Here is a 13,209-nt window from a genome sequence, read left to right on the forward strand (position 1 = left end):
GTAAGTCATGGCAGTCGCTCATTCTCTTGGATTTCCGCGCATTGGACGCGACCGTGAACTGAAAAAAGCGCAGGAAGCGTTCTGGAAGGGTGAGCTCGACGAAGCCGGCCTGCGTGCCGTGGGCCGTGACTTGCGCAAGACCCACTGGGCCCTGCAAAAGGACGCCGGGATTGAGCTGTTGCCCGCGGGTGATTTCGCCTGGTACGACCAAGTGCTGACCCACTCGCTGATGTTTGGTGTAATCCCTGAACGTTTCCGCCCAGCCGATGGCCAGGCCACGCTGCACACCTTGTTCGCCATGGCCCGTGGCGTCAGTGACAACTGCTGCGGCGGTGCCCACGCCCAGGAGATGACCAAATGGTTCGATACCAACTATCACTATCTGGTGCCTGAGTTCAGCGTCGATCAGCAATTCCACCTGGGTTGGGACCAACTGTTTGAAGAGGTCAAGGAAGCCCGTGACCTCGGCCACACCGTCAAGCCGGTCGTCATCGGCCCGCTGACCTACCTGTGGCTGGGCAAGACCAAGGGCGGCGATTTCGACAAGCTCGACCTGCTCGAGCGCCTGTTGCCGCTGTACGGCCAGATCTTCCAGCGCCTGGCGGACCTGGGCGTGGAGTGGGTGCAGATCGACGAGCCGATCCTGGTGCTCGATTTGCCGCAGGAATGGAAAAACGCCTTTGAGCGTGCCTATAACCTGATCCAGCGTGACCCGCTGAAAAAGCTGGTGGCGACTTACTTCGGTGGCCTGGAGGAGAACCTCGGCCTGGCAGCCAACCTGCCGGTGGACGGTCTGCACATCGACCTGGTGCGTGCACCGGACCAGTACCCGACCATCCTCGACCGCCTGCCGGCGTATAAAGTGCTGTCCCTGGGCGTGGTCAACGGTCGTAACGTGTGGCGCTGCGACCTGGAAAAAGCCCTGGCCACCTTGCAGCATGCCCATGCGAAGTTGGGCGATCGCTTGTGGGTTGCGCCGTCTTGCTCGCTGCTGCATAGCCCGGTGGACCTGGGCCGCGAAGACAAGCTGGATGCCGAGCTGAAGAGCTGGCTGGCGTTTGCCGTGCAAAAGTGCGAAGAAGTGGCGGTGCTGGCTCAGGCTGTGAACCAGCCTGAAGCGCCAAACGTTATTGCCGCCTTGGCTGAAAGCCGCGCCGTGCAAGCAGCCCGTGCCGCTTCGCCGCGTATCCACAAACCGGCGGTGCAAGCCCGAGTGGCTGCGATCAGCGCCAAGGACAGCCAGCGTCACTCACTGTTTGCCCAGCGTATCCAGAAACAACGGGCCGGCCTGAACCTGCCGTTGTTCCCGACCACCACCATCGGTTCGTTCCCGCAAACCGCGTCGATCCGCCTGGCGCGCCAGTCGTACAAGGCCGGCAAGTTGAGCGAAGCCGAGTACGTCGAAGCCATGCACAGTGAGATCAAGCACGCCGTCGAGGTCCAGGAAAACCTTGGCCTGGATGTGCTGGTACACGGTGAGGCCGAGCGTAACGACATGGTCGAGTACTTCGCCGAGCAACTGGATGGCTATGTGTTCACCCGCTTCGGCTGGGTACAGAGCTACGGTTCGCGCTGCGTGAAACCGGCAGTGATCTTTGGTGACTTGAGCCGCCCGAAGGCCATGACGGTCGAGTGGATCCGCTATGCCCAAGGCCTGACCGACAAGGTGATGAAGGGCATGCTGACTGGCCCTGTGACCATGCTGATGTGGTCGTTCCCACGCGAAGACGTGAGCCGCGAAGTGCAAGCCCGGCAATTGGCCCTGGCGATTCGTGATGAGGTGGTGGACCTGGAAGCCGCCGGCATCAAGATCGTGCAGATCGACGAAGCCGCGTTCCGTGAGGGCTTGCCGTTGCGCCAGGCGCAGTGGCAGCACTATCTGGATTGGGCCACCGAAGTGTTCCGCCTGTGCGCCTCTGGCGTGCGTGACGAAACCCAGATCCATACGCATATGTGCTACAGCGAGTTCAACGATGTAATCGAGTCCATCGCGGCGATGGATGCCGACGTGATTACCATCGAAACCTCGCGTTCGGATATGGAGTTGCTCGACGCGTTCGAAGCCTTCGCTTACCCGAACGACATCGGCCCAGGTGTGTATGACATCCACTCGCCACGGGTACCGGATGCCTCGGAAATGGCCAACCTGCTGCGCAAGGCCGCCAAGCGGATTCCGGCCAACCGTCTGTGGGTCAACCCCGATTGCGGCTTGAAGACGCGGGGTTGGCCGGAAACGGAAGCGGCATTGATCCACATGGTCACTGCGGCTCGCCAACTGCGCGCTGAGTTGGCCTGAGTCCTGAGCCGAGCGAGGCTCAAACTGCGGGGGCGGCGTCAGGTCAGAGGTATTTGAGCCAGACGATGTCGCGCCGACGCGCTTTGAGCCCGGCAAACCAATGCACTGGCGGGTACAAGGCCAGCGGCAGCAACAGCGCGGTTAACCACACCGCGCCAACGCTGTCGAAGCCAAAGTAGCTGCCGTGGTTGAGCCCAAACCACGCCACACAGGCGACATACAGCACTTTCAGTACATACAGGTGCAACAGGTAAAAGAACATCGGCGCGGCGCCAAACACGGCCAGCACGCCGATCCAGCGTTGCTGCCCGGCGCGTTCGAACGCAAGCAATAACAACAGCCCGATCCCCAGCGTCAGCGTCAGGAACAACAGCGACGGCGGGTACTTGGTGATGTTGAAAAAGCTCATCACCGTCAGCACCCCACTGTCATACGCGTGCCAAGGCTGCTCGCCATAACCGTTGGCCGCCCGCAACAATACAAAGCTCACCAAAGCCCCCACACCCGCGATCAGCAAATAGCGCTGGCGCATGAGCGGCTGCGTGGCTTTGGCAAACCACGGCCCGAGGCCATAGCCCAGGGCAATCACACCGATCCACGGTAGCACCGGGTAGGTAGTACGCAGGCGCAGGTGTTCAGACACCTCTATCCAACTGCGTTCATGCAGGATCGTCCACGGGATGTGCCACGCCGATCCCGGAGTGAAATGCACGCCATCGAGCAGGTTATGCCCGGCAATGATCACCAGCGCCAACGCGATCAGCAATGCACGAGGTAGCCAGATCAAGGCGGCGAGGGCGATCATGCTGATGCCGATCGCCCAGATCACTTGCATGTAGATCACACTGGGCGGTAACTGGAAGGTCCAGGCGAAATTGACCAGGGTGAACTCCAGCACCACCAGGAACAGCCCGCGCTTGAACAAAAACGCCGACACGTCACGGCGGCCCTGATATTTCTGGCCGTAGAGCCACGCCGATAATCCGGTGAGCAGCACAAACACCGGCGCACAGAGATGGGCAAGGGTGCGGCTGACAAACAGTGCAGGCTCGGTACTGTCGATGCTCATCGGGTCGCTGACCTGGCGGTGCAGCAGGAAGGTTTCGCGCACGTGGTCCAGTAACATGAACAGAATTACCAGGCCGCGCAGGGCATCGATGGACAGCAGGCGTTGGCGTAAAGGCGTAGCGTCAGTCATAAGTAAGGATCGCAAGCGGGCAAAAAATTGACGTTATCCTATAACATTTAGCGAGGTGCTGATGACAAGCATGACCACACAATCGGCCGAGGCCGTGATCCAGTTCTGGAAACAGGCGGGGCCCAAGCGTTGGTTCGCCAAGGACGAGGGCTTCGATGCAGCCTTTCGCGACACCTTCCACGCCACCCACATGCAGGCAGCGCGGCGCGAGCTGGAGGGTTGGCTGGCCTCGGCCGACGGCGCGCTGGCGTTATTGATCCTGCTGGACCAATACCCGCGCAACGCCTTTCGCGGCACCGCGCATATGTTCGCCACCGACCCGCTGGCGCGTCTGTATGCGCGCCAGATAGTGGACGCCGGGCTGGATCAACAAATCGAACCCGAGCTGCGTGCGTTTTGTTATTTGCCGTTTGAGCACTCGGAATATCCACAGGACCAGCAGCGCTCCCTCGACCTCAACCGGCAGTTGGATGCCAACACCTACCACTGGGCCAAGGAGCATGCCGATATTATCGAGCGGTTTGGGCGTTTTCCGCATCGTAATGCGGTGTTGGGCAGGGTCACCACCGAAGAAGAGCATACCTTCTTAAAAGCGGGTGGCTTTTCCGGTTAGGCTTCTGCTTGCGCCAGGCTTTGCTTGGCGCCGACGTTACGAAAACGCCGCAACCCCTTAAGGTCAATCGCCCAACGCAGCGCTTCAGTGGCTGATGGTCTTGGGCCGTGGGTGATCGCTTGCTCGTCCTCGCCCAGAGCGCCGAGATAACCTTGGGCGCCGCCGCGCTCACTCCAGTAGTGGGTGTGGCTGAGCCAGGATCTGGCGAGCCAGCCTTTGTATTTGCCCACGGTCACCGGCAAGTCCAGCACGCCGTTGCCCATCACCGGCTTGACCGGGCCGCCGACGATGTCGCCGAACAGGCCGAAGGGGGCAGGGAAGTAGAGGTTGGTCCAGCGCGTCACCGCAAATGCCGCGGCATGGTGCAGGTAATACGGGGTGAAGGGTTTTTGGCCGAGCATCAGTGGTTGGCGGGCGTTGTAGCCGTAGCCTTGGGTGTCTTCGTTGGGCGGGCAGGCCGGGGCTTCGCGGCGTTCGATGCGCTGCTTGAAATCGCTGACGCTGCGGCCCAGCAGCAGGCTGGCGTGGGCCATCGGGCTACCCACGGTGACCAGGTCGGTGATGCGCCAGGGGTTGCCCAGGCCGCGCTGTTCGATAAATGCCTCGGCCTGTTGCTCGCGAAATTTCAAGGTGCTGCCCAAACTGCCGTCCAGCATGGCGCCGGCTGTGGGCAGGGCATTCTTGACCACCGGCTGCAGCGGTTCGCGGTTGGCATAACGAGCCGCCAACTCACGGTTGCCGGGGGTCAACTGGGTCAACTGGTCGTGATGTTCGTGCCATAGGTAGCCGACGATATCGTAGGCAATCACGCTGCCCAGGCTGTGGCCGACGACGATGATGCGCTCGTAGTTGCCCTGGTTGTGCAGGGCACGCAGCAATTCAACGCCGTCAGCGCGGATCTGTTCGCGCACCATCACATTCTGCGGGTTGGGGCTCAGGTAGCGCGCGGCGTCTCCCAGGTACGACAGCGCCGAATAGCGCAGCCCCAGGCCAATGCCGGCCAGCAGCAGCGGGATCAGCGCGAAGGGGTTGTCGTCCGGGGTGAATTGGCCCCAGATCGAGGCCAGGGTGCCGCTGGCAATCAGCAGCAATAACACCATCACTGTCCAGCGTGTGCTGCGCCAGATCGGCACAATCGCGTCGGGAATGTCGCGGCGCGGGCGCTTGAAGATGTCCCACAGCCAACCCAATAGATGGCCGAGCTTGGTGCCCTGCATCTTGTGGGCCCAGTAGTACTCGTAGAAGTCCGTAGAGGTGCGGCCCGATGACTTCAATACGCGCAGGTCAAAATTGCGCGACAGCCGATCCGGCTTGCTCCAGTAGAGGGGTTTGTCATCGGGCGTATCCGTAGGGATCATCGCCTCGACAAAGCCGCGCAGGGTGTCCATCGGGCGCTGTTCGCCGATGCCGTGGATGACCACAACCGCTTGTTTCATATGCTGTTCGTCCTTGAATATCAGCGTGTAGCCATAATATTGCCACTATCTGCTCTATTCCCGCCAGGAATGCCCCCATAAAAACCCTGCATTGTCTTTATCGGCCCGGATCTCGTAGCGTGAGGATTCATCCCTGGAGATTGCCCATGAGCCAACGCCTGCTGCGCCTCTACGTTGATTCGCTGTTCACCAGCCCCTACGCCATGTCGGTGTTCGTTGCCCTGCGGGAAAAGGGCCTGGCTTTCGACACCGTCACCCTGGACCTGGACGCTGGACAAAACCAGACGGCGGATTTCATCCAACGCTCCCTGACCCATCGCGTGCCGACTCTGGAGGATGGCGGCTTCGCGCTGTCTGAGTCTTCGGCGATCACGGAATATCTGGACCAGGCCTACCCCGAGACCAGCGTTTACCCCGCCGACCTGCAGCAACGGGCGAGGGCGCGACAGGTTCAGGCATGGCTGCGCAGTGACTTGCTGCCGATTCGCCAGGAGCGCTCGACGCTGGTGGTGTTCTATGGGCAGCAGATGCCGCCGTTGTCGCCGCTGGCGCAGGCCGCCGCGGGCAAGTTGATCAGTGCGGCGCAGGCGTTGCTGGGGGGCAACCCTGACTACCTGTTCGGGGAGTGGTCGATTGCCGATGTTGACCTGGCGGTGATGCTCAATCGTCTCATCCTCAACGGCGACGCCGTGCCGGCCGAGCTGGTGGCGTATACGCAGCGCCAGTGGCAAAGGCCCTCAGTGCGAGAGTGGGTCGACCTGCGACGGCCTGTGCTCTAGCTGCCACTCTCGGGTTACACGCCGGTCGAGCTCTTCCCAGTCCGCCATACCCAGCACCCGCGTGGTATTCAAGCCGTGCAGGTAGCCGCGCAGTTGTTGGGCACTAGCCGAGCGTCTCTCGGCTTTGGCGCTTTGGTCCAGCAGCACTTTTTCATAAACGGCCAGGTAATCAGCGACCCGCTCGCGAAACTCCGGCAGTACGGCTTCGCGGATGCGGTCGAAGGTTTTCTGGTAGGGCTTCATGGCGGGGTCCTTATAGGTTTTATGGGCTGCCTGACACTATCGGTTCAAATGATAGTCACCATCAAGGATCACAAGTTCTGTTTTTTCGCCAAGCGCGCAGAATCTGCACATCGAGACGCGACTCAAGGAAATGTGCGATGAGGACGATTATCCCGCTGGCTTTAATGGCCCTGATGCTTGGCACGGCGGTCATGACCACCCCGGCAATGGCTGATGAACTGCGTACAGGCCATTTGCTGCCACTCGCTGCTAGCGTAGACTCCCTGCAGCGAGACCGTTCGGTGGGGGTGTTGTTCAGCGAAAACACTCGCGACAACCTCAGCTACCTTGAACGCTACCACGCCATGGCGCTGAACGGCGCCAAGGATGCCCTGGATGGGCGGATTCGTGAGGCGTTCGTCAACAGCTCCGACCCGGAACTGGCTATCGACTGGTTGATGAATTCGCTGCAAGGCGCTTTTCTCTCGGTGACGGTCTACAGCAGCCTGGATGCCCTGGTGCAGGCGCACCCGGACGTGGTGGTGGTGCTCGATACCCATAACCAATTGCTGACCCAGCGTAACGATCGGGTCGAGGCGCGATTTGCCGCACGCTTTTATGACGCGAACCTGCAGTACATCGCCAAAGCTGAGGGCTCGGTGGACAGGCAAGTACCGTCGGTGTGGGTACACGGCAAGGCGGCGCCTGAGATTGCCGCGCTGATCGAGCAACAACGAGATATCCAGCAAGACGCCCTGAAGCAATTCGATGTGTCGCTCAAGGCCCTGGTTCGCGCAGGTTGACCCGCGAATGGATGTAAACCCTATTTGTTATTTTCAGGAATCTGTATGCGCTCTTTTTTCGCCCCGGCCCTGGCCTTTGCTTCCTTGTTGCTGGCCGGTTGTATCACTGCTCCCAATGCCCCGTCGCTGACCCTGCAAACCGACAAGACCCCCGAAGGCTATGTGCAATGCGTGTTGCCCAAGCTGGAAAAGCACGGCATCACCTCGACCGTGACGCAGAACTCGCGCCACGCCAAGGTGCTGTTGACCAGCAAGATTGCTGCCGATGATGTGCTGGAGGCCTACAAGTCACAGGACGGCACCAAGGTGTTCCTGTATGAGCGCAAGCCGCTGGCTTCTGCGATCAAGCCGTCGCGACTTGAGCAGGCGGCTCAGGGCTGCAGGTAAGCCCGCTCTGGAAGACAATACAAATCAAATGTGGGAGGGGGCCAACATTCGACTCAAGGTTTGGCTTCGTTGCTGAAGCTATCGACCGCCTTGACCAACCCCTGCGACGCCAACGCCACCAACTCACCGCCTTTCTCTACCGTTGCCAGTGCCGGGTCCGAGCCCATGCGGCCGTCCGGGAAGCGTGCGCGGAAGTCCAGGGCTTCGCGGATCGGCCCGGTGTTGGCGATTTGCGGCGAGTAGTCGGCTGACTTGATCGACTGCGGGTAAGCCCACTGCGTTATCGCAATTTCCGACGGCGTGGCGTGGCTGCCGTGGCCCACCGGGAATTGGCGGTGGGCCAGGTCGGTGACGCCTTCCAGGTCCCACCAGTTCACCAGCTTCAGCGCGAACCCGGCCGGGCGGCGAGCATAGCTGGCTTCGGCGTACAGTTCGGAGAACGCCGCTTCAATCGTGGCGATATTGCCGCCGTGGCCGTTCAAAAACAGGATCTTCTCGAAACCATGCCCGGCCAGCGAGCGCACCCAATCGCCAATCGCAGCGATGAAGGTGGAAGGGCGCAGGGAGATCGTGCCGGGAAAACCCAGGTGGTGTTGGGCCATGCCGATATTGAAGGTCGGGCCGATCAGGATGTCAGCGTTTTTTTGCGCCTCATGGGCAATGATCTCCGGGCACATCCAGTCGGTGCCCAGCAGGCCGGTGGGGCCGTGCTGTTCGTTGGAGCCGATGGGGATCACCACCGTGCGGCTGCGCTCCAGAAATTGCCCGATTTCGATCCAGGTGCTGGTGTGTAGAAGCATGCGACGCTCTCTTTTATCTATGGGGACAGGCTATCCGCCACGGATTGTACGACTACTCGCCACCTGTTGGGGTTTGCAGTTGAGGTACGTCGAAGACTTCAACCAATGCTGGTCGGGGTACCACGAGAACATGAACTGCCCGTCCTTGAGCTTGTCCACTACCTGGCGCGCCACCTGCGGGCGCACTGCCGGGCAACCCTGGCTGCGGCCGATCCGACCTTCGCGCTTGCTCCACAGCGGGCTGACGTAGTCGGCGGCATGAATCACGATCGCGCGGTCGCGGGCCTGGTCATTGAAACCCGGCTCCAGGCCATCCATGCGCAGCGAATAGCCGTGGGCGCCGAGGTAGCTTTCCTGGGTGCGGAACAACCCCAGGCTGGACTGGTGGCTGCCCTCGAGATTGGAGAACTGGGTGGCGAAGTTTTCCCCGGACTTGGCACCGTGGGCTACCAGGTCGCGCAGCACCAGGGTTTGTTTGCGCAAATCGAAGATCCACAGCCGACGGGCGGTCGAGGGCTGGGAGTAGTCAATAACCGCTAGGCGATCGGAGCGCTCCTCGCCGTTATTGACCGCACACTGCACCGCGCTCAGGGCGCTTTTAAGCACGGTGGGATTGAGTTCTGGAGCCGAGCGCGCCAGGCTGCTATACAAGGAAGGAGGGGGGCTATTGGCGGCGAGCGCAAAATTGCTCAGTAAAGCCAGGCTCCCGGTGATCAAGCCGAGGTGGCGCATAAAAGTCAGCATCTACAGTCGATTCCCCCGCTGTGGAGTGGAGCTAAGTCAATTGTTCAAAAAACACGCATGTTACTTGAGCATTTGCTTGCTCGTTGCACCATTGGTCGCCACGGCAGATGCACTGCCGCTGGAGCCGTTGCCAGTAACCACGCCGGCGCCGGTTGACCTGGCGCCTGTGCAACAGGCCCTGGCGCAGCTGCCCAGCGTCTGCCCCCAGTTGGCCCCGCGGATCGACGCCGCCGCGCTGGTGCGCCTGCAGGCCTTTTACCAGCAGCAGGGCATTGCGCCGCTGTGGTCGGCTGAAGAACCCCGCAAAACACTGCAAACCCAGTTGCTGATACTGGCCGACGACGGCCTGGACCCCTCCTACTATAGCTTGCCCACGGTGGATGCCGCGGCTAACGTGCTGTGCAGCGACATCGCTACCAGCCAGCAGTACCTGCAAGCCCTGCAGGATTTGCATTACGGGCGCCTGCAGCAATCACGCTTCGAACCGCTCTGGCGTTCCCAGCCACCCACCCGCGACCCGAATACCGAAGTGCTGGCGTTCGCCGCCACCGGCCTGCAAGACATGGCCAAAGCCTTCGACCAGGCACGGCCCAGCGCCGATTTATACCGCAGCCTGCGCAATGTCTATGCCGGCGTACGCCAGCAGCCGTTGCCCCATTGGGGCCCCGTCGCCGACGGCCCTTTATTGCGCCCGGGGATGGAAGACCCACGCGTGCCGGAACTGGCGCGGCGCCTGCACAGTGGCGGTTACCTGACCAAGTTGCCCAGCGGCAACGGCAAGCAATACCAGGGCGAGTTGGTCAAGGCGGTGAAGGCGTTCCAACTCAGCCACTCGCTGCAAGCCGACGGCGTGATCGGTGCCGGCACCGTGGCCGAACTCAATATCAGCCCGCAGATGCGCCGCGAGCAACTGCGCATCAACCTGGAGCGTTTCCGCTGGCTGGCCCAGGACCTGGAGCCCGAAGGCGTAGTGGTCAACGTGGCAGCTGCGCAACTGAGCGTGTACCAGAGCGGCATCCCGGTGTGGCAAACCCGCCTGCAAGTGGGGCGCGCCGAACGTCAGACACCGTTGCTCAAGTCGCGCATCACCCGGCTGACCCTCAACCCCACCTGGACCATCCCGCCCACCATCATGCGCGAGGACAAACTCCCGGCCATCCGCCTCAACCCCGAATACTTGCGCCAGCAAAACCTGCAAGTGCTCGACGCCGAAGGCCACCCGCTGTCGCCCGACCAGGTCGATTGGGCGCGCCCCGGTAACATCCTGCTGCGCCAGCAGGCCGGCCCGCGCAACCCACTGGGCAAGATTGTGATGCGTTTTCCCAACCCCTATTCGGTGTACCTGCACGACACCCCCAGTCAGCCGTTGTTTACCAAGGGGCCGCGGGCGTTCAGTTCGGGATGCGTGAGGGTCGAGCAGCCGCTGCTACTGCGCGACCTGCTGGTGACCCCGGCCGAACGCACCCGCACTGATGAATTGCTGGCCACCGGTGTGACCCATGAATTCAGGCTGGCCACGCCGGTGCCGGTGCTGTTGGGGTATTGGACCGTGGAGGTGGATCGCCAGGGGAGCCTGATCTACGCGCCGGATATCTATGCATTTGATCCGGTGTTGATCAAGGCCATGGGGAGTGTGTTGTAGCGCTCAATGGCTCGGTACCCATGTGGGAGGGGGCAAGCCCCCTCCCACATTTGGTTCTCTGTGCCCCGACGATCTAGTCAGGCATCAACTGCTGACGGCACTCCAGCACCAGGCGGGCGCCGCCCAGTTCACTGGTACCGACTTCGAGCTTGAAGCCATGCAAGTTGATGATCGCTGCCACAATCGACAATCCCAGACCAAAACCGCCGTGCTGATCGCTCTCATCCACCCGATAGAAGCGCTGGAATACCGAAGCGCGCTCGGCGGCCGGAATGCCGGGCCCTGAGTCAAGCACTTCGATACGGGTGCTGCCCATATCATTGACCGCCCGCAGGATGACTTTGCCGGCAGGCGGGGTGAACTTGATCGAGTTGCTCAACAGGTTGGCCAAGGCCTCAAACAACAGCGCGCGGTCGCCGGTAACCCACGGCATTGATTCGGGCGCCTGCAGCACCAGTTCCATTTCGCCTTCTTCGGCCAGGGGCAAGTAAAAGTCGTGCAATTCGCGCAGCAGCGGCAGCGGGTCCATCACCAGGAAACCCGAGCGGCGCTGGTGGTCTTCCAGTTCAGAAATGCGCAGCAGCCCGCGAAAGCGCGCCATCAGGGTGTCGGTTTCGGCTATCGCATCATCGAGTTTTACCGCGTGGGCCGAATCTTCCTCGGCTTGTTGCTTGATGCGGTAAAGCTGCGCGCGCAGGCGGGTGAGCGGGGTGCGTAGGTCGTGGGCGATGTTGTCGCACACGCCCTTGACCTCGTTCATCAGCTTCTCGATGCGGTCGAGCATGGCGTTGACAATAGCGGCGAGCATGTCCAGCTCGTCACGACGGTTGGACAGCGGCAAGCGATGTGTCAGGTCGCCGGCGACGATGGCTTCGGCGCTGGCCTGGATCCCACGGATCCGCCGCAATGGGCGACGGCGCAGCAGGTGCCAGCCCGCCGCGCCGGGGATGATGGTCAACGACAGCGCCCACAGCAGCGCATGCCAAATGATCCGGGTCACCCCGAATAACGAGCCGTTGGCGCGCACCAGCACCAGCCAGCGCCCGTCGTCGGTATGGGTGGCGACGGCGTCGCAACTGTCCTTGGGTAGTTTCGGGTCGTCGGACTCGACGCAATTAGCCAGGGCGTGGATCTTGCCATCCATCGGCAAGTCAGCCGGCACTGCGCGTATCGGCCCGCTCAACGGGCGAAATTGCTCATCGAACAGGCCATAGGCGTCTACGCCTTTCATGTCGAAGGTCATGCTGGTGGTCAGCGCTTCCACCAGTTCTTCGCCTTCAAAGCGCTGGAACAAGTGTTGGCGCTGCATCAGGGAATGGCGCGACAAGTCGGCCAAGTAGCCAGACACCTCGTAATACAGCACCCCCATGAGGATGCAACTCCACGCCACGAACAACGAACTGTACAGCGCCAGCAACCGACTGCTGGAAGAGCGCCAGCCTTTAGAGGGGTTCAGCAATGACATAACCGGAACCTCGTACCGTGCGGATCAGCGGCGTGAGGCCCGGGGGGTCGATTTTCTTGCGCAGGCGACCGATGTGCACATCGATCAGGTTGGTGCCCGGGTCAAAGTGATAGCCCCAGACTTCTTCGAAGATCATCATCCTCGACAGGATCTGCCCGGTGTTGCGCATCAGGAATTCGAGCAGTTTGTATTCGGTGGGCAACAGCGTCAGCGGCTGCTCGGCACGGCTGGCTTCGCGGCTGATCAGGTTCAGTTCCAGGTCGGCCACGCGCAGGGCGGTTTCGAATTCCTTGACCGTGCTTTTGCGCCGCAGCAGCACTTCGACGCGGGCGGCCATTTCGTCGGAAGCGAACGGCTTGGTCAGGTAATCATCACCCCCGGCACGCAGACCGCGCACGCGCTCATCGACATCGGAGAGGGCGCTGATCATCAGGATCGGCGTCGACACCCCGATGGTGCGCAAGGTGGTGACGATGGCCAGGCCATCCAGCTCGGGCAGCATGCGGTCGAGGGTGATCAGGTCGTAATCACCGCTCACGGCACGGACCAGGCCCTCGCGGCCGTTGTCCACCCAGTCCACGTCCAGTCCATGGCTACTCAGCTCGGCGACGATCTCGCGGGCCGTTACGGCGTCATCCTCGATGGTCAAAATGCGGGTCATAGGATTACCTGGTGAGCGTTCACACTAGAAGTGAGGGCATTTTGCCAAGAAGTTGCTGAATGTTTCCTAAATAAAACTTCATCTTGGCAAAACTGCTACCTGTTCATGACTGGCACGACCCAGTGTGGGAGGGGCTTGCTCCCACATGGAGCTGTGTTCGTTG

Annotated in this window: 13 protein-coding genes; 6 read left to right on the forward strand and 7 right to left on the reverse strand. The window is 61.4% G+C overall.

The features are described 5' to 3' along the window. Window positions 1-7: 7 nt before the first annotated feature. Window positions 8-2,296 carry a 5-methyltetrahydropteroyltriglutamate--homocysteine S-methyltransferase gene (gene metE / locus JFT66_RS23250; RefSeq protein WP_153872192.1) on the forward strand — a complete coding sequence of 763 codons (2,289 nt, stop codon included), beginning with the start codon at window positions 8-10 and terminating at the stop codon, window positions 2,294-2,296. 43 nt (window positions 2,297-2,339) lie between these two features. On the opposite strand, the gene JFT66_RS23255 is transcribed toward metE, so the two are convergent. Then, window positions 2,340-3,494, reverse strand: a complete 1,155-nt coding sequence (locus tag JFT66_RS23255) for a DUF1624 domain-containing protein (RefSeq protein ID WP_198860260.1) — start codon at window positions 3,492-3,494, stop codon at window positions 2,340-2,342. Between the two features lie 70 nt (window positions 3,495-3,564). Here JFT66_RS23255 and JFT66_RS23260 point away from each other — a divergent pair, with 70 nt between their 5' ends. Further along, window positions 3,565-4,107, forward strand: coding sequence for a DUF924 family protein (locus JFT66_RS23260; RefSeq protein ID WP_198860261.1), 543 nt, complete (start codon window positions 3,565-3,567; stop codon window positions 4,105-4,107). Here the strand turns inward: JFT66_RS23260 and JFT66_RS23265 are convergent. Beyond that, on the reverse strand, window positions 4,104-5,543 hold the full coding sequence (locus JFT66_RS23265; protein ID WP_198860262.1) for a hypothetical protein: 1,440 nt from the start codon (window positions 5,541-5,543) through the stop codon (window positions 4,104-4,106). The genes JFT66_RS23260 and JFT66_RS23265 overlap by 4 nt on opposite strands. Before the next feature lie 146 nt (window positions 5,544-5,689). On the opposite strand from JFT66_RS23265, the gene yfcF reads away from it, so the two are divergent. Then, on the forward strand, window positions 5,690-6,322 hold the full coding sequence (gene yfcF, locus JFT66_RS23270) for a glutathione transferase (RefSeq protein ID WP_198860263.1): 633 nt from the start codon (window positions 5,690-5,692) through the stop codon (window positions 6,320-6,322). Here yfcF and JFT66_RS23275 read toward each other — a convergent pair. After that, complete coding sequence (locus JFT66_RS23275) at window positions 6,281-6,565, reverse strand: hypothetical protein (RefSeq protein ID WP_034120044.1); 285 nt, start codon at window positions 6,563-6,565, stop codon at window positions 6,281-6,283. The genes yfcF and JFT66_RS23275 overlap by 42 nt on opposite strands. A 137-nt stretch (window positions 6,566-6,702) precedes the next feature. Here JFT66_RS23275 and JFT66_RS23280 point away from each other — a divergent pair, with 137 nt between their 5' ends. Next, entirely contained in the window at window positions 6,703-7,347 is a 645-nt protein-coding gene (locus tag JFT66_RS23280) for a hypothetical protein (RefSeq protein WP_034120043.1), read from the forward strand. 45 nt (window positions 7,348-7,392) lie between these two features. After that, window positions 7,393-7,734 carry a hypothetical protein gene (locus tag JFT66_RS23285; protein ID WP_198860264.1) on the forward strand — a complete coding sequence of 114 codons (342 nt, stop codon included), beginning with the start codon at window positions 7,393-7,395 and terminating at the stop codon, window positions 7,732-7,734. A 53-nt stretch (window positions 7,735-7,787) separates the two neighbouring features. Here JFT66_RS23285 and JFT66_RS23290 read toward each other — a convergent pair whose 3' ends face one another. After that, on the reverse strand, window positions 7,788-8,534 hold the full coding sequence (locus tag JFT66_RS23290) for a creatininase family protein (RefSeq protein WP_034120041.1): 747 nt from the start codon (window positions 8,532-8,534) through the stop codon (window positions 7,788-7,790). A 30-nt stretch (window positions 8,535-8,564) separates the two neighbouring features. After that, a complete protein-coding gene (locus JFT66_RS23295; protein ID WP_198860265.1) occupies window positions 8,565-9,278 on the reverse strand; it encodes a murein L,D-transpeptidase catalytic domain family protein in 714 nt (237 codons plus the stop codon). A 40-nt stretch (window positions 9,279-9,318) separates the two neighbouring features. On the opposite strand from JFT66_RS23295, the gene JFT66_RS23300 reads away from it, so the two are divergent. Further along, on the forward strand, window positions 9,319-10,920 hold the full coding sequence (locus JFT66_RS23300; protein WP_198860266.1) for a L,D-transpeptidase family protein: 1,602 nt from the start codon (window positions 9,319-9,321) through the stop codon (window positions 10,918-10,920). 73 nt (window positions 10,921-10,993) lie between these two features. Here JFT66_RS23300 and JFT66_RS23305 read toward each other — a convergent pair whose 3' ends face one another. Together JFT66_RS23305 and JFT66_RS23310 are read right to left on the reverse strand one after the other, a co-directional pair. Continuing rightward, a complete protein-coding gene (locus JFT66_RS23305) occupies window positions 10,994-12,385 on the reverse strand; it encodes a sensor histidine kinase (protein ID WP_198860267.1) in 1,392 nt (463 codons plus the stop codon). After that, window positions 12,363-13,046, reverse strand: coding sequence for a response regulator transcription factor (locus JFT66_RS23310; RefSeq protein WP_005787712.1), 684 nt, complete (start codon window positions 13,044-13,046; stop codon window positions 12,363-12,365). The genes JFT66_RS23305 and JFT66_RS23310 overlap by 23 nt, the downstream gene beginning before the upstream one ends. Between the last annotated feature and the right edge of the window lie 163 nt (window positions 13,047-13,209).

The sequence above is a fragment of the Pseudomonas sp. MF6755 genome (assembly GCF_016405635.1).
In the GTDB taxonomy this organism is placed as follows: Bacteria; Pseudomonadota; Gammaproteobacteria; order Pseudomonadales; family Pseudomonadaceae; genus Aquipseudomonas; species Aquipseudomonas haemolytica.

Bases quoted from the DNA above. Each gene is read 5' to 3' on its own strand.
- JFT66_RS23260 (WP_198860261.1), top strand. From the start codon at position 3,565: ATGACCACACAATCGGCCGAGGCCGTGATCCAGTTCTGGAAACAGGCG.
- JFT66_RS23275 (WP_034120044.1), bottom strand. From the start codon at position 6,565: ATGAAGCCCTACCAGAAAACCTTCGACCGCATCCGCGAAGCCGTACTG.
- JFT66_RS23310 (WP_005787712.1), bottom strand. From the start codon at position 13,046: ATGACCCGCATTTTGACCATCGAGGATGACGCCGTAACGGCCCGCGAG.
- metE (WP_153872192.1), top strand. From the start codon at position 8: ATGGCAGTCGCTCATTCTCTTGGATTTCCGCGCATTGGACGCGACCGT.
- JFT66_RS23280 (WP_034120043.1), top strand. From the start codon at position 6,703: ATGAGGACGATTATCCCGCTGGCTTTAATGGCCCTGATGCTTGGCACG.
- JFT66_RS23265 (WP_198860262.1), bottom strand. From the start codon at position 5,543: ATGAAACAAGCGGTTGTGGTCATCCACGGCATCGGCGAACAGCGCCCG.
- JFT66_RS23305 (WP_198860267.1), bottom strand. From the start codon at position 12,385: ATGTCATTGCTGAACCCCTCTAAAGGCTGGCGCTCTTCCAGCAGTCGG.
- JFT66_RS23255 (WP_198860260.1), bottom strand. From the start codon at position 3,494: ATGACTGACGCTACGCCTTTACGCCAACGCCTGCTGTCCATCGATGCC.
- yfcF (WP_198860263.1), top strand. From the start codon at position 5,690: ATGAGCCAACGCCTGCTGCGCCTCTACGTTGATTCGCTGTTCACCAGC.
- JFT66_RS23290 (WP_034120041.1), bottom strand. From the start codon at position 8,534: ATGCTTCTACACACCAGCACCTGGATCGAAATCGGGCAATTTCTGGAG.
- JFT66_RS23285 (WP_198860264.1), top strand. From the start codon at position 7,393: ATGCGCTCTTTTTTCGCCCCGGCCCTGGCCTTTGCTTCCTTGTTGCTG.
- JFT66_RS23295 (WP_198860265.1), bottom strand. From the start codon at position 9,278: ATGCTGACTTTTATGCGCCACCTCGGCTTGATCACCGGGAGCCTGGCT.